The organism is Capnocytophaga haemolytica, from assembly GCF_001553545.1.
In the GTDB taxonomy this organism is placed as follows: Bacteria; Bacteroidota; Bacteroidia; order Flavobacteriales; family Flavobacteriaceae; genus Capnocytophaga; species Capnocytophaga haemolytica.
The window spans coordinates 1041318-1064005 of the sequence record NZ_CP014227.1 but is presented as its reverse complement, the minus strand read 5'-3'; the positions used below and the strand labels follow the sequence as shown (position 1 = coordinate 1064005).

Here is a 22688-nt window from a genome sequence, read left to right as displayed (position 1 = left end):
TCTGGCTACTGACCTCTGATTTCTGCTGCGCCATTCATAATTGTAACGGCTTCCTGTGCTGTTGTCAGCTCTTTTTGCTCGCCTGTTTGCATATTTTTCAGTACGAATGTACCTTTTTGCAACTCACTTTCTCCGATAATCACCACATAAGGGATATTCTTTTTGTTGGCGTATTCCAACTGCTTTTTCATCTTGGCAGCATCGGGATATAGCTCGGCTTTTACGCCTAAACTGCGAAGGGTACGCAGTAACTTTAAGCTCGCTAAGGCTTCCGCTTGCCCAAAGTTGATACAAAGAACTTCCAGCGTAACGCCCAACGACTCAGGGTAGCGACCGAGTTCCTCCATCACCAAGGCAATGCGGTCTAAGCCGAAGGAAATGCCGATGCCGCTGACGCCTTTCAGTCCAAAAATGCCCGTGAGGTCGTCGTAACGACCGCCCCCGCCAATGGAGCCCATTTGTACTTCGCGCGGAGCGGCTACTTCAAAGATCGCCCCCGTGTAATAGTTCAATCCGCGGGCGAGGGTAACATCTAAGTCAAGGGTGGCAGTGGCAAGCGGTAGGCTGTCGATAGCCGTGGCGATAAACTCCAATTCCTCAATGCCCTTAAGCCCCGTCTCCGATGCTTTAAGGATTTCACGCAAGGCTGCTACCTTTTCTGCAAATGACCCGCTGAGGGAGAATATCGGGGCAATCTTATCGATCGCCTCCTGACGGATACCTTTGCTAAGCATCTCGCTGACCACGCCCTCTTTGCCGATTTTGTCGAGCTTATCCAAAGCCACTGTAAAGTCGATAAGGCGGTCGCTTTCCCCGATTACCTCCGCAAAACCGCTGAGGATCTTACGGTTGTTCAGCTTGATGGTTACAGGCAGGCGCAGCGAAGTAAACACCGCATCGTAAAGCTGCACCAGCTCTACTTCCTGCCACAGGCTTGCCGAGCCCACCACGTCGGCATCGCATTGGTAGAACTCGCGGAAGCGTCCTTTTTGTGGGCGATCGGCGCGCCATACGGGTTGTATCTGGTAGCGCTTGAAGGGGAAGGTCAGCTCATTTTGGTGCTGCACCACGTAGCGCGCGAAGGGCACGGTAAGGTCGTAGCGCAGGGCTTTTTCTGAAATTTGGGGGGTGAGGCGGGCTGCGTTCTTAGTCTGCCAATCGCTTTCGTCCACGCCAGCGGTAAAGTCGCCCGAGTTGAGGATCTTAAATATCAATCGATCGCCTTCCTCGCCATACTTGCCCATCAGGGTGTTGTAGTTCTCGAAGCTCGGCGTCTCGATGGGCGCAAAGCCAAAGCGCGCAAACTGCTCGCGGATGGTATTTATAATGTAATAACGCTTAGCGAGTTCTTCAGAAGAGAAATCGCGGGTGCCTTTCGGGAGACTTGGTTTCTGTATTGCCATAATGCTTATTCGTTTTGAAAGTGCAAAGGTAGTAATTATTTAGGTTAGATAAGTATTATCTACTATAAAAATCTAATCTGCTGCTATAAAAAATCGGCTTTGCTGTAATAAACAAAGCCGATTATGATAAAAAAATATGGAAAGGTTTATCTATTCTTCATAGAAATCTACCTCATAAATCTCAAACCAAGCATTGTTACCTCGTGATGATCTAAATGACCCAAATACTAAATATTGAGTCAAAATTGATTCTTTAAAAGTAACTGTATAGAATTTTCCAGACTCTGTAAAAGATGCCGTACCTTGATATTTTATACCATGAGCACTGTATAAATCATTTGAAGCAAAACATTGTAAACTACTTATTCCGTGACTTTCCTTTATTGTAAAGCGAATTGATTTAATTCTCTTTTTCTCAGGAAATTGAAAATATAAGAATTGTCCACTTCTCTGTTTAAAATATGCTGTATCATCAGTTTGACCATCTATCATTTTTTCAGCACGCCCAGTTTCATCTTGTAATCGGAACCAAAAAGACATTCCTGATTTGTCAGCTATGATCGTTCCACTAGGGTTTTCATCGTGTGAGCCTGAGCTGTTGCGGGAGTTTTCAATAAGTTCATTGCTTTTTTCCTTTAGGGTAATATTTACCAATATTTTATTATTAGGTAAATCATACATAGTCCCTTTTGAATCATAAATTACCCATTTTAGAGGTAAATCATATTTTCCTAAGGTTGTTCCCATTTTTGTAGCGTCTAAAGATATTGAAAGGCTTTGATCTGTTCCTTCAAATTCTTCTTTTGGTAAAGTGCCTTCTACTCCTTGAGGGGCTAAGGTTTTACCGCTTCCTAAAGAAGCATCATCACGAACTATTCCTATTGAAAGATTAAATGGAAGTTCGTTATCACTGCTGAGATCTATATTGATATTAGCTTCAGGAAAAGTAACTTTGCCATCCTTTAAATAGGCTGTCCTATCAAATTCAACCTGATTTGTACCAATAGTTACATTTTTTTTCACAAACTTAGCTACAAAATGATCTGCTTTATCTACTAATTTAACTTTTTCATTTGCAATTTTCAGTACGTAAGGAAAAATCAAGTTCTTAGTGAGATTTGTTTGGTTCTCTGCAACTAAATCAAATTTTACGGATCTCGTTCCTTTTGCAATTGTTTTAGTTGTTTCTGCTATTTTAATCAGAGAGGCGTCCCCTAATTCAAAGTTAGGATACTGTGCTTTTACTTTATCATAGAAAGCCGCATCATAAGCAATAGTTACCTGCTGATCTTCTAAGGCAGCATTTAGTAAGGTTACTTCGACCTGCGTAGTGGTATTGCCAACAAGGGGGACATTTTCCAATGATAACATTGGGATTTCCTTATCTGTTGTTGTAAAATACGCATAAGAAAATCTCGGATCGTAGCCGATGCGATTTCTGATGTCATCCTCAGTGATTTTCTTATCAATTTCCCAAGAGAGACTGTCATTTTTTTCAATGGTAATGTCTTCCTTTTTGCACGATGTCATCACTCCTAATAAGGAAAGGACAAGCAAACTATTTTTCAGAATATTTATTCTCATTTTATTAATTTTTAGAGTTTGATGTTTTTTTGTCAGTGTTTTTCTTCCCCTGACGTATTTTTATTTGTGTCTTTTGTTGTTCTAAGAGTTCTGTTAACTCATTGATGAGCGGACTGTAATCCTTGTCGGAGTTTTCGTCTTTATTGAACTCAATGGAAACAAAAAGTCTGTTTAAAGCACTATCCACCTGTGTACGAATAGCCTTCACATCTACATTAGGGATCTGTGAGAGCTCTTGAGTACGATTAAGGAATAGTGTCTCAAAATCAGTATTTGCTGTTTTTAGGCGTGTAAGTAAATCCGTCAAATGCAAATTGTCAAAAGCCGTTTTGAGATTTGTATCCTTCTCAATACCTGCAATAAACTGAGAGGTATTTTCGGTTTGAGAAGTATAATTTTCATTGATTATCTTACGGTCGTAGCCATAATTATCAAAGTATTTATCGATAAGTTTTGCATTCTCTGTATAAGGATCTACAGAGAGCATCTTAAAGGTACTTACTTGATTGAAGATGGCACGTGTAAGGCGATCACGAAGGCTATCCTTATCAGAGATTTCATTGGTGATACCGCTGGCTTTGGCTTGCTTTTCGAGTTTTTCTAAATCGCCTTGAAAAGCTACTAACCTATCAAATGCCTTTTTGAGTTGAAGTGCCTCTGGATTGTGTTTTTCAACAATTTTGATAATGCGCTCTACTACTAATGGATATTCACTGTTCCATAATTTAGAAAAAGTGAAAACTAATTTTTTACTTTTCATCTTAATCAAATTTTATTCGTTTAATAAATTTTGTTTTTTTAGTTTTTCGAAAACCCTTCAAAAAAACTTTTCTTTTGTGTTTTTTCTAAACTTGATACAAGAAAACTTTTCTTTTGCAGCATTTCTGAAAATTTGATGTGAGAAAACTTTTCTTTTACAGTATTTCTGAAAATTTGATGCGAGAAAACTTTTCTTTTACAGTATTTCTGAAAATTTGATGTGAGAAAACTTTTCTTTTACAGTATTTCTGAAAATTTGATGTGAGAAAACTTTTCTTTTACAGCTTTTTTAATTTTCTACTTCTAAAAAAACAACTGAAAAGCTATTTTTTAGAAAAAGAATAGTAAAACTATGTCAAAGTGGTATAACTTTGACATAGTTATGAACTTTTTACTAATCAGTAGTGGTTGTAAATGTATCAGAAGGGAATTTTACGTTTTCCGTCCACTCTACGGAGATGTCTGATTCCTGTACTGGTGGTTGGGTCTTAGGGTCGTGTCCGCTCTTGCCAAAGGTTACCTTATTATTGTATTTTGTAAGTTCCTTAAAGCCATTTTTCTTATCAATAGGTAAGTAAACAAGGAGTCCTTCAGCATCAGGATCGACAGGGAGGTAGAGATTGTCGTTAATCTCAGCCTCAGTAAGGGCGCGGTTCCACACACGTACTTCACGAATGCGGTAGTCGCGTGAATCGTCATTGCCTGCATTTCCGACAGTGATCGCCCCACCTTCTCCTTTAACGAAACTCAAGTTAGGACGTACAAAAGTTTTAGCGAGCTTACCATTGATATATACCTTCAAGTTATTATCCTTATATACATAGGAAACTTGATACCAAGTGCCCGTTTTTACATCCATTTTAATTTCTGTTGCATCTCCATCGGCATCAAGGTCTTTTACTTGAAAAGAACCTTTATTAACACGTGTATACCACCAGTTAGAGCCAGGACCACCTCGGAAGTTAATCATAGACTGATTCCAATAGTGCCCCATACCTGTGTTATCAAAATTTGAGAAGACAAAGTGTCCTTGAATGGTGAACTCAGCAGTGGTAGGGATGGTTGGATCTAAGGCAACAGAGAAATTGTTCCCTTTTTTGATTTCGCCTACCGAAGTTTTGAACGGACGGTTGAACGATACCACAGCGCGGTCGTTTTCCAAAATTCGCGATACGCCTGCAGAAGTAATTCGCAGCGGAATAGCGTATTTGATACCAATAGGGTAAGTTTCATCACTGAGCGGATTTACCACTACACGGATTTTTGCAGCGGCTTCCTTCTTTTTGATGTTTACCACAATCTTCCCGTCCTTCATCACGTTGGAAGGGTCACCTACTTGGTAGATTTTATATTCGCTTGCTGGCAACACTTTGTAGCGGGTGTTATTTTTCTTGTTATAAGCCGCGAAGAAATCATCCATAGAGATGGTAGCCTTCACATCCTCGTCGTTGCGTTTTGCCAAACGCACTTCCACATCGGTCTGCCCGCCAACGGTTGACGAAGCAATGTTGATAGTAGCGGTTTGCTCGGGCATATAGATCGCCGAAGCCTCGTTGCCGCTTGGGGTGTCCAATTTATCTTGGCAGCTCATCGCAGAGAAGAGCACTGCCAAAAAAGATGTTTTAAATATGATATTTTTCATTGTGATACAAGATTAAGGTATAACGATATAAGGTTCTTTTTCCACATAGCCAGCGTAGTTAGGTCGTGGATCGGCGATGCGTATACATTCGCGAGTCCAAGCATAATGCAAATATTTTCTTTTCAGATTATTAGCTTTTAAATAATCAGTAAATTGAATGTTATTCTCATTATTGATTTCATAATCTGTTTGACCGTGATAAGCCCCAAAGCCCCAAATTTGTTTGTTGTGAATAGCTTTTGCTTTAGCAGGGGTTACTTTAAAATTGCCTGCTTGGTAGTTTGCACTGGTAGAGTTATAATATACCCCCCCTAACTGCTTGATATGCGTACCAACACCTGATACTTGATAGTCTTGCATAAAGTGCTTGTCAAAGAATTCCTTAAAGTGATTATTAAAAACTGCAGCAACCCCACAAGGAACATCTGCACAGAAATAATAACGCTTAGTTAAATAATCACTTGGCAGATATGGCTTAAACTCTTCAATGTATTCCTTTTCCTTAGGGTGAAAGCCAGTTGTAGAAGCATCAAATAGTGCCTTGATATTTGCTTCGCGTTTTGCTTGTGTTTTTACCAAGTGGTTAGGACCTACAGGACCAAAGTACTTAGCCATTTCTTTTACAAATCGTGCTAAACTGCTATCATCCGAATTTTTATTCATCATAAAAGGAGTCCCCTCATCAGTTTCAGCCCCGTGATCTCCACAAGTTTCCCAGTCCAAATCATAGCCATCAAAACCAAGCACTATAATGTAACGAGAAAGCTCACGAGCATAAATCTGTCCCCATTGTTCTTTACATTCGCTGTAGGGGTATTTTTTATGAAAATCATCATACCCATTCAAAGTTCCATCTTTGCGGCTTGGTAACCCTAAACCAACACTTGGAGTTTGCCAGCACATAAATACTTTACTCCCTTTTTTGTGAAATATCTCAAGGTCTTTCTTCTGCATATCGGAAAGATTCTCAGGGCGTGTACCTAAGCCACCCCACATAGAAATAGCTGTAACAGAGTCAGGAATAGACTGCAACCAGGTTTTTGCTATTCCTTTTTGGGTTGTCCAAAAGCCTCCTGAGTACCAGAAGTAGAAAAACGGTGTTTGCCCACCTGCTTCGCCCGTGTTGAGCCAAGCTTTCTTCTTGTATTCTCTGAGTTGTGCCCAATAAGCGTCCAAGGCTTTTCGGTTTTCCTCAGTGCGCTGTGCTTCGGCTTCAAACTTAGCGTTATCGCGTTTTTCGCGCAGGTCCTTCAAGGCAGCATTCTCGAAATCATCTGCCATTGACTCGGTTTCTGTCCATTTGCTACAAGCAGCCACTAAGGCAGAAACCGCTATGATTGTGTATATGTATTTTTTCATATTGCTTATTATTTTGATTTTTTATCCCACCAAACATTCGTTGCTGCGTTGTCCGCTCCGCCAATTAAGGCTTGGGCAGCAGTTACATTGGCTTTGTTGAGCCTAAACTCTACTTCAGGAAGCGGGAATCTACGTACGCCGTAGTCTTTTCCGCCATTGCCGACGTTGCGCGTGCCCTTGTTGCTCAAATCAACAGGCACAGGGAACATACGTGGATAGCCTGTACGGCGCCACTCGCTCCACGACTCGAATCCGTTAGGATAATTGGCGATGTACTTCTGGGTGATGATTTGCTCTAAGTGTTCCTCTGTAGATCCTGATGCGAGCCATTTCTTATCAATAGTGCTGGCAGCAGTGATACTGTAATCAGAAGTTTTAGGGTCGGTATAATCCCCAGGTTTCCCTGTAGCCCCGTAGTAGGTTTGTGCTTGTGCAGCAGTTAAGCCGTTTTCAGTAAACGACATCTCGATGCCCTTTTTGTAAAGCGTTTCAGCATCGCCTGTGTAGAGCCCTGCCAGTGCTGCCTCAGCCAACAAGAATTGTACTTCAGAGGCGCGCAACCAATAGGTAGGTGTGGTGGTTACCACTGCTGGCACAGAAAACTCTTTGTAGAGACCATCAGCCAAATTAGGGCCGATACCTGAGCGCACTGCATAATAGCCTGGAACCTTCGGATTGGTATCCGCAGTGCCTTCTTTAAAGTATTTAGCCATACGCGGATCGCTATAGCCTGAGAGATACGAATAAATGGTAGCCCCCATATAGAGTTCTTTATAGCCTAACATCGTTACCAATGAGTTATCAAAACGATTGCGTGCCGTAGTTACGAGCTTAGCGGCTTGGTCATCGCTCTCAATAAGTCCACCTTTGCTGACATCAGTAGCCTCAGTGATGTACTTTTGTGCCAGTGCCGCATCCGCATAGCGCACGCGGATAGCCAAACGCAACATCAATGAGTTGGCAAGGCGAATCCATTTTGCAGTATCACCTTGGTAAACAGGGTCAAACTCTTCCAAGACCTTTTTGCTGGTACCATACTCAATAAGCACGTCTCTGGCTTCTACGAGTTCTTTGAAAAATGCCTTGTAGACAGCCTCTTGGCTATCGTATTTAGCATTCTGCTTCCCTGGCTCCATATCGCTATAAGGAATAGGACCATAAAGGTCAGTAGCACGGTGCATACCCATAATCTTCACAATCTGTGCTAAGGAATAGATCGCTCTACTGCTGAGATCTTTTGGGGTAAATACCAATTTACCATTGACGGTCTCGGTGGTGTGCGTCTGTAATTTAATCTTAAAGAAAGGATTCATCAGCACTTGTATCAAGGTGTTGAACGTACCGTTATTACGCCCGTCAGAGATGTAGAAACTAGTTTGGTTGGTACCACCATCCCATTTGTTTTTCCCAGGAGAAAAGTAGCCTACCCAGTTGTCTGTACTCATATTTTGTATCACCTGATAATCATTGGCAGGACCTACGCCTACTCCCGTAGGAATAGGGCGTTGCACCAAGCTCGCAAAATAACCTCCATTATCCAATCCGTCTCTCTCTCTTTGCTCGTCATTAGGCTGCAAAGGGTTGGTGTTTACATCTTGGAAATCTTTAATACAAGAGGTAAGCACTACACTTGAAAGTATTACAGCTATTATATTTCTATTAAATATTTTCATTATCTTAATCTTTAAAAATTAGAATTGAATTTTCAAACTTGCACCATAAGTAGTAGCACTTGGCGTCATAAATAATTCTTTTTGAGAATAAGTGCCTACCCCAAAAGTAAGTTGAGGGTCGAATGGAGCTTTGTTGTAAATCATCCAAAGGTTTGTACCTATCACACCGAGTGTAATACGTTTTACTTTATCCCAATGGAACTCTTCACCTTTAATACTATAGGTGAGTGCTACCTCTTGCAGACGAACATTCGTAGCATCGTAAGAATAGTAGCCTGGCAATTTCTTAATGGTATTGTAATATTTTTCTACATTCACAGGTTTACCATTTACAAACAAGCCATTATCACGTGCTTGAGCAGACGCCTTTGAAACGCCATAAGCATCTAAGTAAGGCTGTGTCCCAGCCAAAACGATACCTCCAAAACTACCGTTGAACAGCAAGCTAAGGTCGATATTCTTATAAGAGAAAGTATTTCTCCAACCCATTTGGAAATCGGGGGTCAAACGACCTAATTTCACCTCTTGCGTATTATCCCATTTGTACTCAGAAGCTTCTTCTACCAAATCGCCATTGGCATCCTTCCAAAGCACACCTTTTACAATCACATCCGACATACTACCACCTTCGCGCAATGTATATCCTCCCTTGCTTATTTCTTTAATATCAAATGTCTCCCCTGTAAATGGATTGCGGTAGCCTCTTACTAATTCTTTTATCTTATTTACGTTGCGAGAGTAAGTAACAGACGTATTCCAATTAAAGTCTTTCACCAATTCTTTGTTGAAACTTACCGCTAACTCAATCCCTCTGTTCTCAACATTCCCTGCTTGCAGATAGAACTTCGAATAAGTTGATGACGCTGACAAATCTTGCTCAAAGAACTGATTATATGTGTTCGATTTGTACAAAGTCAGATCAACTGAAAGGGCATTCTTAAAGAATTTAGAGTTCAACCCAAATTCCCAAGAAGCCGTACGTTCTGCCTTAAACTCTGGATAAGGATACACAGTATTAGGCTTCAGCCCTTCCTGAGTAAGCTCGTGAGTAATCGTCCCTGGGGTAATCCCTGTCTTACTGATAGGAGAACCTACTTCAGTATAAGAACCACGCACTTTCAGGTAGTTGATAAACTCAGGCATCTTAGCCATCTGCGAAATTACCCCCGAAAGCCCTACCGATGGGTAGAAGAATGAAGGTTCTGCTGAGTTTACCAATTGTGAAGACCAGTCGTTACGCCCTGTTACTGAGAGATACAGCATCCCTTTATAACCAAGTTCTGCACTACCAAATACAGCTACATTCTTAGCACGATAGTAGCTTTGCCCTGCACCTGCATCTACGGCATTGAAATTGGCAGTAGAAAAGAGGTTTGACACCTTGTATAAATAACCAGAAGCACTGAGCGATCTGCTGTAACGGTCGTTATAGCTCGAACCTAAGTTAGCTGTCAATGAGAAATCTTTTCCAAACGACTTGTTGAAGTTCAACATTACATCCGCATAAGTTTGCTCATCCTTAGATTCGGTAATGCCATATCTACCCTTGTTATGAGAACCTAATTCGTTTTTCCAACCTACTAAGAAGTTGGTAGTACTTGCATACAATTTCTCTTCATTGGTGCCATAATCATTATCCAAGCGTACACGCCCTGTGATATTGAGGAAATCAAAAATATCATACTTCAAAGAAGCGGACATCATATAGCGCTTTTTGTTTGAGGTAAAAACCTCACGATTGGCAACCCACCAAGGGTTTTCAGAGAAATATGAATCAACTCTGTCAGAGAAAGGTTGGTATCTTTCTGAGATTTTTCTATCAGGGTTATAGCGTTCGTATACCGCTACATCGTTGTAATCCAATCCACGAGGCATCAAGTAAAGCCCTACCAATGGGTTAAAGTAGCCACCCCCAGCAGTCATATTTCTATTCCCTTGACGGATAAAGTTACCACTTACGTCTAAATGCATCTTATCATTCAAGAAATTAGAAGTATTACGTACCCCTACATTATAACGATAATAAGCATTATTCGGAATCAACCCATCTGCACTAGTTTGTGCAAAAGAAGCATACGTTTGGTTCTGCTTGTTTCCTGTTGATAAGGTAAGGGAGTTGTTAATATTCGTCCCTGTCTGGAAGAACTTCCTTGGGTCTACATTTGAAGGAGTTGCGAGCTTAGCACCCCAGCTTCTATCGCCATTGCTGCCATACGTATTCTGGAACTCAGGCAAAATAAATGGTTTCATCAGTTCAACACTACTACCGAGGGTAACTTCGAGCTTGCCTTCTTTACCTTTCTTAGTATTGATGAGGATAACCCCATTGGCAGCCTCACTACCATAAAGTGCTGCTGAAGAAGGACCTGTAAGCACGTTGATACTCTCAATATCATCAGGGTTGATGTCGGCAATACCTTCACCACCACCTGGCTTACCAAAGTTATTTCCACCACCATCACTCTGCTTGTTAAACATTGGTACCCCATCAATCACATAGAGTACGCCGTTGTTACCATCCAATGATTTGAGCCCACGCATCACCACTTTGGTAGCACCCCCAACACCTGCAGAGCTACGTTGGATATTCACCCCAGCTACCTTACCATTCAGGCTATTAACCACGTTGGCGTCTTTCACCTTGGTAAGCTCTTCGGCTTTTACTTGTTGTACGTTGTAGCTCAAGGCTTTCTCTTGGCGTTTGATACCAAGGGCAGTAACCACCGTACCTTCGAGCTGCTGAATTTCCTCAGTCAAAACAACGTTAATAACCTCTGAACCACTCGCTTTGCTCACCTTCTTGTGCTGAGAAGTATACCCCATTGAGCTAAACTCAATCACCTCACCCTGTGAAGCCTGTATCTGATACTTCCCGTCAAAGTCAGTTGATACGCCTCGTGTTGTCCCTTTAATAACAACACTCACACCTGGTAAGGGCATCTTGTCGTTACCCGTAACAGTACCTGTCACAGATACTTTCGTTTGCGCCCAAAGCGAACCGCTAAAAAGCATCAAAACGAACATTAGCATTGATATTTTCACTTTCATTACTTTATTGAAATAAATTAAATTCGCGGTAAAATTAATATAATTTTAAAAACTGAAAAAACTTTTTACCCTATTTTTTTCGTCTATTTTAATATTTAAAGCCATTATAAATACAATTAACTGAAAATCACATACTAATAAAATGTTAAAAAAATAGAGCTTTTTTACAATACACGCTGATTTAAAAAAATAACAACACTTTTTAAGGTTATAAATATAACAAATTACAGAATGAAAATATAGTTTTTAATAATTTTTAATATATTTATCCCTAAAAAAAACGAAACCATTTATCAAGTAAACAAAAATACACTTCTAAAAAACTTATAAATTTTGTTAATAATATACATCCGTGACTTCCTATTCTCCGCTATCTAAAAAAACGAACACATATCGAAGGGGTAACGGAGAAACCCAGTAGCTCAATCCACCCTTTTCTCCACCTATATATAAATAATCCTACAAAAATTTTTTTATTCCAAGATAAATACCTACCTTTGCCACAGTTTTAATCATCGTAAAATAAGTAAAAATGAGTTTCCTGAAAACCCTCTTAGCCACCATTCTCGGCTTCTTTATCTCCTTGGGGATTATGTTTGTAATCTTCCTCGTAATAATTTCTGTACTAATGGCTTCTATTGGCGGAAACAGTAGCGAAGGCACTAAAGTAGAAAACAATACCATCCTTGAGCTGGACTTCAAAAAGCCTCTTACTGACTACGGCGAAAAAATCGTCATTGAGGACTTTGACTACACCTCACAGGACTATAACGGACTGAATGCCATACTCAAAGCAATCGAATATGCAAAAACCGACGACCGTATTAAAGGTATTAACATCAAGAGCTCAGGCAATATCGGCGGGGTGGCGTTTGCTAAGGAACTTCGTAATGCCCTCAACGATTTCAAAAAGTCAGGCAAGTTCGTCTTCGCCTATAACGACCAAATCCCTCAACTTGACTATTACCTCCAATCCATAGCCGATAAGGTCTTCCTTAACCCACAAGGAGAGCTAACCCTCAGGGGCTTATCCTCAGAAGTACTCTTCTACAAAGAGCTCCAAGAAAAAACTGGTGTACAAATGGAGGTCATCCGCCACGGCAAGTATAAAAGTGCCGTCGAACCCTTCCTGAGCAATACAATGAGTGAGGAGAACCGAAAGCAAATCACCGAGTTGCTCACCTCTGTATGGAATAGCATCGCTACTGACATCGCCCAAAGCAGAAACCTTTCTGTTGAACGTCTCAATGCCATCGCTACTAATTTAGAAGCCCGCACCCCCGAAGGCGCTAAGGCAAGCGGACTGGTTGACGAACTCCTCTATCGCGATGAGTTTGAGAAGAAACTCTGTGAAAAAACAGGTACAAAAAGCATTGACGATCTGCATTTTATAGGTATTGAAGCCTATGCTGAAAGCGTCGCCAATAAGTCAAAATCAGCTGCCTCCAAAGATAAAATTGCTGTAATCTACGCTGATGGCGATATCACCTATGGCAAAGGCAGAGGTGGCGTAGTTGGTGATGAAACCATTATTACTTCTCTCAGAAAAGCCGTTGATAATAAACATGTTAAGGCAATTGTGCTCCGTATCAATTCACCTGGGGGAAGCGCCCTTGCCTCTGAGCTAATGCACCGCGAAATTGAGCTCACTAAGAAAAAGAAAAAAGTATACGTCTCAATGGGAAACTATGCCGCTTCTGGTGGCTATTACATTGCCTGCAATGCTAATCGTATCTTTGCCGAGAAGAGCACCATCACAGGCTCGATAGGTGTTTTTGGGGTAATCCCTAATGTACACAAACTCGCTGAGAACTGGGGTATCAACGCCGAAACTGTCAGTACCCATCCCCACGCACAGCAGTACAGCGTATTCGAAAAACCCTCTGAAAGCTTCATCAAAGAAATGACCGAAGGGATAGAGCGCACTTACAAGCTCTTCGTAAGCAGAGTGGCAGCAGGCAGAGGGATGAGCACCAATCAGGTCGATAGCTTAGCGCAAGGCAGAGTATGGTCAGGAGAAGAGGCTCTGAAAAAGGGCTTAGTTGACGAAATCGGTAGCCTAAATGATGCCCTTGTCTACGCAGCAAAGCAAAATGGGATAAGTAGCTATGGTATAGTAACCTACCCAACCTACAAACTTAGCTTTCAAGATCTTATTGATAGATATACAATGAAAGTCAAATCACAATCTATTAAGCAAGAGGTTGGCAATGAAGCCTATAAGCTATATGAAAACCTCCATAAGCTCTCCGAACAGCAAGGGGTGCAAGCACGTATCTACTATGATATTCATTTAGAATAGCTTAAGAATATTAACAAAAGTTTAACACTTTTTATTTGGTGGAAATGGTCGTTATAACGTATATTTGTACTGTGAAATCACGAAAAGATTGCATTATGAAAAGGCCCATCTTGGAATATACCAAAGAGGTATTAGCAAAGGTAAGTTTCGACCCAAGTCTATTCTGTAAAGAACTCCAAAAGGCAATAGACACCCTACTGCCTTACGAAATAGATGAACTGAAAGTTTGGTTAGATGCCTATACCAAAAACAAACCAGAACTCGAAGAGTGTATGGTAGTGATTAATAAATAGGCACAAAAGTCAGAAAGTAGCCCACTTGTGAAAGTGCTTACTTCCTGACTTTCTTTATACTGCAAATCTTAAAATTATAATGCACACTTCTTAATATCAGAACAAGTGCTCTCTTTTTTATCAATAATTAAAACGTACCTCACTGAACAATAGCTTCTAATGAAAGAAATCACCAGTCTACAAAACCCCATTGTAAAACAGCTCGTCGCCTTAAGCGAAAAGTCACGCAATCGTAGGAAAGAAGGCCTTTTTACCATTGAAGGCATCCGTGAGATCAGCTTAGCCCTCAAAGGCGGTTATACCATTGATACAATCCTCTTTTACGAAGAGATCTTCTCAGAAGAAAGCCTACACCAGCTGCTTATAGACTCTCATCAAAAGATAGAATACATACGCATCACTAAAGAAGTCTACCAAAAACTAAGCTACCGCTCTTCAACTGAGGGAGTTATAGCCGTAGCAAGAGTCAAACAGCACCCTCTAGAAGCACTACATTTTAGCAACCCACAACCACTGCTATTAGTGGCTGAAGCCCCTGAAAAACCTGGCAATATAGGCGCCCTCTTGCGTACTGCCGATGCTGCAAGCGTTGATGCAGTGCTCATCGGTAACCCTAAAACGGATCTGTACAACCCCAACATCATCCGCTCCAGTGTAGGCTGTGTATTCACCACACCAATTGCTACAGGCACTACCACTGAAATCATACAGTTCCTACAAAAGAAAAACATCGATATATACTGCGCTGCCCTCTCGGCTTCTAAACCTTATAATGAAATATCATTCACACAGGCAAGTGCCATTGTAGTTGGCACTGAGGATGAAGGTCTTACGGAGGAATGGCTTCACAATAGCACTCAGAACATCATTATCCCAATGGCAGGTGTTATTGATTCTATGAACGTTTCCGTCTCGGCTGCTATCCTCATATTTGAGGCAAAAAGACAAAGAGGATTCAAGTAGCCCCTTGAATCCTCCTCTGTATCTATACCGTGCAATAGCTTACTTATGCTCGTGTAACCCACACTCTTTCTTACTATTACTCTCCCACCACCAACGTCCAGCACGGAAGTCCTCACCTTCTTTAATCGCACGCGTACAAGGCGCACAACCAATGCTGACAAAACCTTTATCGTGCAACACATTATAAGGTATATTATACTCCCTGATAAAAGCCTTCGTATCCTCAAACGTCCAATGTAGCAATGGGTTATATTTGAATAACTTATACGTATCATCCCACTCCAAGATAGGCAAATCGTGTCTTGCTGTCGACTGTTCTGCACGAATTCCCGTCACCCATACCTTATTGCCTTTCAGTGCTCTACTCAGAGGCTCTACCTTACGAATATGGCAACATTCTTTTCTCAGCTCCACCGAACGGTAAAAAGCCATCGCACCATTCTCCTTCACGTGCTTTTCTATTGCCTTAGCATCAGGGTAGTAAGGCGTAATATGAGTATTATAACGTTCATTGGTTGATTCCCATACCGAATAAGTCTCGTAGAAAAGTCGCCCTGTCTCCAAAGTAAAAATCTCAATAGGAATATGATTTGCCAAAATAAGATGTGTTATCGCCTGATCTTCCAAACCAAAACTGGTTGAAAACACAATCTCTCCTTTAAACTTCTCAGCTAAGAAGGCTAAGCCCTCCACCTCATTCATCTCAGCAACCTGCTGATATAGTTCTTCTAATTGTTCTCTCATTGCTACTTTTTATCCGAAAAAGTTAAGTAGTGTTGCACCTCATTCATAGGCACTTTCACTTCGAAAGCCGTATCCACGTATGCCGCAATCTCAAAAGGCTCGTAAAAGAGATGCAGATAATCCTTCCCAATACCGATGTTCTTCGGCAGATGAAAGACCCCGTCCTCAAACCAAAAACCCTTCTCATCTAAGGTCTTCGTAGCAAAGTTTTCCTGCTCTCTCTTAAAATACTTCTCAGCGATCTGCGCTACTTTAGCCTCGTCAGTGAATAAATTCTCATTAGTAATCACCTCGCCATTGGAAAGGTCAAAATGCGTAAACACCTTTGTGCGGAATGCATTCGCCGCCCCAGTAAATGAATAACGGTCAGAAAACACCGTAAGCATCTTACTATTCTTGAACATTATCGAGTCGTTAAGCATCAGTTCGTATGCTGGAATATCAGGAAAATGCTCGTGGATATTGTTGTAATCCGTCATAAAGCTCTCTAAGGCACTCTCTATGCTCACCCCCTCTACCTGCAAAGTATCTTCCCTATTGCCCAACAAAAAGTTAGACACTTGTAGTTCCATCTCCTTATTGAAGTTCTCAGCAAAGCTACTTGGCGATTTGCAATACAAGTAGTTGATATTTACCGACAAACAGTTCTCTTCACAGTCCGCTGTGCTCCGCTCTATTTCCCGCATTTCAAACTCAGGCGCACCACTTTTCCACAGAAAATGCACCGCCAGCACACACCCCACCGTCAGCAATAGGAGTGAAAATAATAGTATGTAAAACCTTTTCATCGTTATCTCTTATTCTAATAGGATTATTCTTCTTTTCTCACAAGCCACTCACCTGCTATTTCTTCTGCACATAAATATTTCGGCAAACCATCGGTGAGAGCGTCATTTCCTTACCGCGTAGATTGACAGTCATAGAGTTATCAAACACCTCCTTAGTCACCACCTCAAGAGTATCACCCAGCGCAATCTCCATCTTAGTAAGGTACACCAAAAACTCCTTTGAAGTATTCTTTACCGCCATACAAATCGCCTTATCCCCCGCATTGAGCTCACTGAGCAGCGTCTTAAGCGTCGTGCTAAACACCCCCTCTTTATTCGGTATCGGGTCGCCGTGCGGGTCAGTACTTGGGTAATCAAGATAAGCATCCAACCTATCTATGAGCTTATCCGACTCTATATGCTCCAGCTCCTCTGCAATTTCGTGTACCTCATCCCAAGTAAAAGACAGCTTCTCCACCAAAAACACCTCCCAAAGCCTATGCTTACGGATGATAGCTATCGCCTTCTGCCTCCCTTGAGGCGTCAAGGTTACCCCTTGGTACTTCACATAGTTGATCAACCCCTTATCCGAAAGTCTTTTAAGCATATCCGTTACCGACGATGCCTTCGTATTCATACATTCCGCTATCGCATTCGTATTCACCTCCTCCTCGTGCTCACTGTACAAGTGAAATATCGCCTTTAAGTAATTCTCCTCTGATAACGTCATAACACATTCCTCTTTTATAAGAAAAACCGCCTCTACGACGGTTCTCCAATTAAATTTATGAATACAAATTAACCTTTCTTGATATCCAACTCTGTAAAAAGCGCTTTAAGCTCCGTAGCATCGTGCGGACTGAGTTTACCCGCCAGCACTAAGCTCAACTGTCGGCGTTGCAACGCCCCTGCATAGCGCTCTTTCTCTATCCTCGTCTCAGGGATAAGCTCAGGAACCCTCACAGGCTTCCCTTCTGCATCTACAGCAACAAAAGTATATATAGCCTCGTTGGCCTTCACCCTATCACCCAATAAATCCTCGACCCAAACATCTATGTACACTTCCATCGAAGTCGAAAAAGCACGCGAAATCATCGCCTCCACCGTCACCACACTCCCCATATCAATACTGTGATTAAAAGCCACGTGGTTCACCGATGCCGTTACCGTTACGTGGTTCGAGTGTCGTTGTGCAGCAATGCTTGCCGCCCTATCCATACGAGCCAATAGCTCCCCACCGAACATCTTATTCAGGTGGTTCGTCTCGCCCGTTAGCACCAAGTCCGTAAGTATCGTACGCGATTGCGAAGGTGTCTTCCTTTCTATATTCATAGCTACCTTATCCCCAAAATTACGGCTGGGTAAGTATCCAACCCCCATCTAACTTCTTCTCTTCCTTCGAAGCCTTCACCTCAGTCTGCAACAGCTTCGCCTCATCCATACTGTCATAGCCACCGTAGCTCACCTGATAAAGCCCTTTGGCATTCATTCCCAGCACAAAAGCATCCTTATAGCCCAACTTACGCAACTGCAACACACGCGTAGTGGCATTCTTCTCTTCCTTAAAGGCACCCGCAATCACCTGATATTTCTTAGAAGCCGCTGCCGACTTACCCACAGTAGCCGAACTTGCCGCTGGCGTACTGGCTGGCTTAGTAGCCGCTGGTGTAGCCTGTTGCGCAGGTTGTGCAGGCTTCTGTGCAGGTGTATTAGCCACTCTTTGAGCCGGTTCTGCCTTAGCAGGCGCTGGCTTCTGAGCGGGTTCTGGTTTCGTATTAGCCACCCTCTGAGCTGGTTCCGCTTTAGCAGGCGTAGCCTTCTGAGCAGGCTCTGTTCTCACAGGCGCCCCACTTTGGGTCCCTTGCGGCTTAGCAGTAGTATGTGTCGGCGTCTGTTGAGGCGCATTCTCAGGTCGCTGCCCAGCATTCGTAGCCTTCACAGCACTCGTCTTGCCACCTCTCACCTTAGGCAAATTCAGCGTAATCGCAGGCATAGGCTCTGGCGAAGTAAAGAATGTAGCCTCGCTAATCTTCTGATTTACACGCTCATCGATCTGATTGTCGGTAAATGCAAACTCATTGGCGAGCGCCTGTCCGTCAGCCTTTATAGGTTCGCTGAAAAGCAAATAAGCCCCATACGCCAAAATAGCCAAGCCCACAGCCGCTACCGCCGAATACGTAATATACTGATTGCTCTTCGACGCCTTCTTCACTGGAGGCGGAGGCGTAACCCTTTTCTTCTTCTTCTCCTCTACAGGCGTAACCATATTAGTCACAGGCACTTTCACCTCCTCAACAGGAGGCAACTTAGTCTCCTCCTTCACCGTAGGGCGCACCTGGTTTTCCTCAATCTGCATCGTAGCCGTACTCGGCACTTCGTGAGGAACAAACGGCGCCATACCAAACGAATCCGTAAGATAATTCACATCCGTATCAGGCTCAAAAGTAATCCTACCATCAGTAGTTTGCCTTAAAACCCCTATATTCTCCAAGTTCAAAGCCTGCTCCTGCTGAAGAATACGTTTCCAGCCTTCGACAGCTAAATTGATGTAATCCTCAACTAAATTGTAGTCAATCCCCGACTGCTCAGAGATATACTTAATCAGCAAACCATCGTTGGAAACCAAACTCGCGTTGAACGACAATTCGCGCTTCGGAGGGTCAAAAGTCTTATCATCAGACATTTGCGCCGACTTCCTGTTCGATATAAACGCACCAAACTTAGGGATAATCACACATTGGTGCTTATAAAGCAATTCCTCGATATAGATGTTTAGGTCTTTCATAATTCTTCTTTTAAAATTATTGTAAATTACAAACGTTCCTTTTATCGGTCAAAAGTACAACAATTCCCCATACCAAACAAACATTTTAACAAAATATTTTATACCTTATTAAAATACTTGCTGATAATGAATGGCTTACAATATACACCCTTCACCAATTTTAAGAAAACATCTCGTGGTCTTGCCAAGAATCGAACTTGGATCTAAAGTTTAGGAAACTTCTATTCTATCCGTTGAACTACAAGACCGCCACAGTTAATAGACCGCAAAAGTACTACTTTTTTCTCAAACAAAAAAACTTTTTCTACAAAATCATTCAAAAGCAACTTTCCTCCCCCCTCCCCTCCCTACTGCTTACCTACCTTAATATCACACAAATACACCAAAAATTCCCCACAAAAAAACACCCTCATACAAGCCCTACAAATTCGAACACGAAACGAAGCCGTAACGGATCTACTCACTAAAAAAGCAAATTCCCCTCACTTTTATTTTCCAAACTCAATTATTTGTCGTAATTTTGCACATCCTTACGCGGAACCCTCCGCTGACATTACTACCTTTTTTAGCTTAAAAAGTTATGTATATGAAAAGACAATTTTTAGCACTAAGCTGCTGTATTTCAATGACTGCTCTCTCCTTCGGGCAAGAGCTACTCCCCCTTGCTATCCGCCAAAAAGAAGAGATCAAAGCCAGCTCGTGGGTCAAAGAAACCCCCTTCGAGCCTATCAAAGTAAAAGAAATTGGCAACACCATCAAGGCATTGGCGATCAACCCCAGAAACAGCGCCGAAATAGTCGTTGCCCCTACCGATAGCGGGCTGTGGCTCAGCCGAAATGGTGGCGAGACTTTCACCCCCCTCTGTCCTACCCTACCCACCCACAGTATCAGTGCCTTAGCAGTCGATTGGAACTCACAGCGCTTGTGTGTAGCCACCCCTTATGGCTTGTTCACCTCCACAGATATGGGCAAAACTGTACAGTTCAGTGGCTTAGCAGCCGTACAGCAGATCACCTCCATCGTCATAAACCCTCAGAAACCCAACGAGATCATCATAGGGGCACTTGGTAATACCTACCGTGGCGACGAAAAGCGCGGCATCTTCAAGAGTACCGATGGCGGCAAAACTTGGTCGCAGAAGCTCTTTATAGGCACCCGTACAGGCATCAGCCAGATCATAAGCACTGCTGGCGGCAACACCCTCTACGCTGCTGCTTGGGAAATCAATAGCACCCCCTCCGACCTCTCACCTTATGGCGCAGGGAGCGGTATCTACAAAAGTGACGACAGCGGCAACACTTGGTCGAAGGTCTCTAACAACGGCTTCCTCAAAGGTAACACTATCGGACGTATAGGGCTTACCGCTTACGACGCCCAGACCCTCTATGCCGTCGTGGACAATCGCAGCACCAAACGTCGTGAAGCAAGCAACAGCGTACAGAAAATAAGCAAAATACATCTCTCCGCACAAGACTTCGACGGTATGAGCAAACCCGACTTTTTAGCCCTCGACAATGAGCGCCTGAACGTATTCCTCTACAACACGGGGCTCGACAAAAAGTACCGTGCTCAGAACCTCAAAGATATGATTGCCGCCGACGTCACCTCGCCCGACCGACTGTTGAATTACCTCGGAGTAAGCGCCCAAGAAGTAGTGGGTGCTGAGGTATACCTGAGCACCAATGGCGGTACCTCTTGGCAGAAGACTAATGCCCAACCCCTCACTGACGTCTACTACCAAAACGGCGACCTTTTTGGGGGCATCAGCGTTGACCTGCAAAACAAAAACCACCTCTTGATAGGCGGTTACCCCCTCTTAGAGAGCTTCGATGGCGGGAAAAACTGGCGTAGTAAGCGCCCAATGAACCTTGACAACGCCTATTATCAGATCTACCAACAGCAAGGCACCCTCTTCTGTACTACTGCCTACGGCTTAGAGGTATCCTATGATGGCGGAAAAAGCTGGGCTACAAAGAACGTAGCGGGCGCTATGGCATTCACCCGTATTGACTACGACAAAGCCAAAAAAATACCTTATCTACTAAGCACACAAGGCACCCTCTACAATGAAAATGCCCACTGGAGCAGCCTACGCATCCCCTTAAATGCCATCCTCTTTGGCAACGACAGTTATGCCGCACAAGATTACGGCAACTTTAGCACTTACGACGAAGGACGAGCACAGTTCTACCCCTTAGGAAGCCTCTTCTATGGAGAAAACAAGGCTCCTCTACGCTTAGGCAAAAAAGCACCACTGCTCATCTCACCGCAGAATAAAGACATCATCTACGCAGGAAGCAATAAACTCCACATCTCAATGGATAAAGGGCGCAATTGGCGTACTATCTCTGAGGATGTAACCAATGGGAACAAACAGGGCAACAAGGCTTACGGTACCATTGCTAGTATTGCCGAATCGCCATTTATGTTTGGCTTGCTCTATACGGGCAGTGATGACGGGATGATTTACGCAAGCGAAAATGGTGGTGTATCGTGGAAGCAGGTATACAATGCTTTCCCTCGCCCGCTTAAAGTCAATAACCTCATCGCTTCAAAGCATCAACGCAATCGGGTTATTGCCACCTTAGTAAGCAATGATGAGAATGACACTGAGTCCTTTATCTTCCTGAGTAATGACAATGGCAAAAGCTGGAATGATATCCACTCCAATCTGCCACAAAGCCGTGTGAATGTACTACGCGAAGACCCTAAGAACAGCCAAGTGCTCTACCTCGGCACCGATAATGGGCTTTATATCTCGTTCAACTTAGGTGAGAGCTGGCAACCCTTCACCAAAGGTTTGCCCGAGACAGGCTTTAGCGACATCTACATTGATGAAGCCTCTGGAGATATGTATGCTACCAGCTTGGGTAATGGCGTATATCGCACTTCTATTAAGATGATGCAGGAACTTAAAGTAGCTATCACCTCACAGGATTTCTACCCTTTGGAGACGCCTATCTCTATCGCCTACTCCAGCAATTGGGGAAATGCCCTGAGCCAATGGGAAGAGCCCGCAAAACCTTCGGTATACTTCTATGGGTTTGCCTCTAAGGAAAACCTCAAAATAGAAGTCCGCATAATGAAGGGACGCATCAAGTTACAGTCGTTTACCTTTAAAACAAACAAAGGCTTTAACTATATTCCCTATGACCTTACCCTTTCCGAAGAAGGAAAAACAGCTTATGAAAAAAGCCTACAAAAGATATTTATACCTACGGCTCCTGATGGCAATGCATACTTGCCCAAAGGACGCTACACCGTAGTATTCGAGACCCCCGATGGCTTTGATGAAGAACGTACCCTCGACGTTTACTAACCATTTACATATAATAAAGGGGCTACTCCCTATGGTAGGATAGCCCC

Annotated in this window: 16 protein-coding genes and 1 tRNA gene; 4 read left to right on the top strand and 13 right to left on the bottom strand. The window is 42.8% G+C overall.

Translation table 11 applies throughout. The annotated features are described in order from the left end of the window. Nucleotides 1-5 precede the first annotated feature (5 nt). The 7 genes from hisS to AXF12_RS04635 all read right to left on the bottom strand — a co-directional run bounded on the left by hisS (nucleotide 6) and on the right by AXF12_RS04635 (nucleotide 11468). Nucleotides 6-1403 carry a histidine--tRNA ligase gene (gene hisS, locus AXF12_RS04665; RefSeq protein ID WP_066428750.1) on the bottom strand — a complete coding sequence of 466 codons (1398 nt, stop codon included), beginning with the start codon at nucleotides 1401-1403 and terminating at the stop codon, nucleotides 6-8. 150 nt (nucleotides 1404-1553) lie between these two features. Continuing rightward, entirely contained in the window at nucleotides 1554-2987 is a 1434-nt protein-coding gene (locus tag AXF12_RS04660; RefSeq protein WP_143325014.1) for a hypothetical protein, read from the bottom strand. A 4-nt stretch (nucleotides 2988-2991) separates the two neighbouring features. Next, nucleotides 2992-3747, bottom strand: coding sequence for a DUF6261 family protein (locus AXF12_RS04655; RefSeq protein WP_066428748.1), 756 nt, complete (start codon nucleotides 3745-3747; stop codon nucleotides 2992-2994). Between the two features lie 393 nt (nucleotides 3748-4140). After that, nucleotides 4141-5388, bottom strand: coding sequence for a DUF1735 and LamG domain-containing protein (locus AXF12_RS04650; RefSeq protein WP_066428746.1), 1248 nt, complete (start codon nucleotides 5386-5388; stop codon nucleotides 4141-4143). A 12-nt stretch (nucleotides 5389-5400) separates the two neighbouring features. Continuing rightward, the gene (locus AXF12_RS04645; protein WP_066428744.1) at nucleotides 5401-6747 is read right to left on the bottom strand and encodes a glycoside hydrolase family 18 protein; all 1347 of its coding nucleotides are present in this window, start codon (nucleotides 6745-6747) and stop codon (nucleotides 5401-5403) included. 8 nt (nucleotides 6748-6755) lie between these two features. Next, nucleotides 6756-8420 carry a SusD/RagB family nutrient-binding outer membrane lipoprotein gene (locus AXF12_RS04640; protein ID WP_066428742.1) on the bottom strand — a complete coding sequence of 555 codons (1665 nt, stop codon included), beginning with the start codon at nucleotides 8418-8420 and terminating at the stop codon, nucleotides 6756-6758. Nucleotides 8421-8438: 18 nt separating this feature from the next. Next, nucleotides 8439-11468, bottom strand: coding sequence for a SusC/RagA family TonB-linked outer membrane protein (locus AXF12_RS04635; protein WP_066428740.1), 3030 nt, complete (start codon nucleotides 11466-11468; stop codon nucleotides 8439-8441). A gap of 532 nt (nucleotides 11469-12000) precedes the next feature. Here AXF12_RS04635 and sppA point away from each other — a divergent pair. From sppA to AXF12_RS04620, 3 genes are all read left to right on the top strand, one after another. Next, the gene (sppA, locus tag AXF12_RS04630) at nucleotides 12001-13770 is read left to right on the top strand and encodes a signal peptide peptidase SppA (RefSeq protein ID WP_066428739.1); all 1770 of its coding nucleotides are present in this window, start codon (nucleotides 12001-12003) and stop codon (nucleotides 13768-13770) included. A 95-nt stretch (nucleotides 13771-13865) separates the two neighbouring features. Further along, nucleotides 13866-14063, top strand: coding sequence for a hypothetical protein (locus tag AXF12_RS04625; RefSeq protein WP_066428737.1), 198 nt, complete (start codon nucleotides 13866-13868; stop codon nucleotides 14061-14063). 159 nt (nucleotides 14064-14222) lie between these two features. Further along, nucleotides 14223-15026 carry a TrmH family RNA methyltransferase gene (locus AXF12_RS04620; RefSeq protein ID WP_066428735.1) on the top strand — a complete coding sequence of 268 codons (804 nt, stop codon included), beginning with the start codon at nucleotides 14223-14225 and terminating at the stop codon, nucleotides 15024-15026. A gap of 39 nt (nucleotides 15027-15065) precedes the next feature. Here AXF12_RS04620 and AXF12_RS04615 read toward each other — a convergent pair whose 3' ends face one another. The 6 genes from AXF12_RS04615 to AXF12_RS04590 all read right to left on the bottom strand — a co-directional run bounded on the left by AXF12_RS04615 (nucleotide 15066) and on the right by AXF12_RS04590 (nucleotide 19570). Then, nucleotides 15066-15770 carry a phosphoadenylyl-sulfate reductase gene (locus AXF12_RS04615; RefSeq protein ID WP_066428733.1) on the bottom strand — a complete coding sequence of 235 codons (705 nt, stop codon included), beginning with the start codon at nucleotides 15768-15770 and terminating at the stop codon, nucleotides 15066-15068. 2 nt (nucleotides 15771-15772) lie between these two features. After that, nucleotides 15773-16558: a DUF3298 and DUF4163 domain-containing protein gene (locus tag AXF12_RS04610; protein ID WP_066428732.1), complete on the bottom strand. Its 786-nt coding sequence runs from the start codon at nucleotides 16556-16558 to the stop codon at nucleotides 15773-15775. Nucleotides 16559-16613: 55 nt separating this feature from the next. Beyond that, nucleotides 16614-17267 (bottom strand): metal-dependent transcriptional regulator, encoded by a 654-nt coding sequence (locus AXF12_RS04605; RefSeq protein WP_066428731.1) that lies wholly within the window; start codon nucleotides 17265-17267, stop codon nucleotides 16614-16616. 68 nt (nucleotides 17268-17335) lie between these two features. Further along, nucleotides 17336-17869: an acyl-CoA thioesterase gene (locus tag AXF12_RS04600; RefSeq protein ID WP_066428730.1), complete on the bottom strand. Its 534-nt coding sequence runs from the start codon at nucleotides 17867-17869 to the stop codon at nucleotides 17336-17338. 19 nt (nucleotides 17870-17888) lie between these two features. Beyond that, on the bottom strand, nucleotides 17889-19322 hold the full coding sequence (locus AXF12_RS04595; protein ID WP_066428728.1) for an HU domain-containing protein: 1434 nt from the start codon (nucleotides 19320-19322) through the stop codon (nucleotides 17889-17891). A gap of 176 nt (nucleotides 19323-19498) precedes the next feature. Continuing rightward, nucleotides 19499-19570, bottom strand: a tRNA-Arg gene (locus AXF12_RS04590). 338 nt (nucleotides 19571-19908) lie between these two features. Here AXF12_RS04590 and AXF12_RS04585 point away from each other — a divergent pair. After that, the gene (locus AXF12_RS04585; protein ID WP_066428726.1) at nucleotides 19909-22641 is read left to right on the top strand and encodes a VPS10 domain-containing protein; all 2733 of its coding nucleotides are present in this window, start codon (nucleotides 19909-19911) and stop codon (nucleotides 22639-22641) included. The last annotated feature ends 47 nt before the right edge of the window (nucleotides 22642-22688 follow it).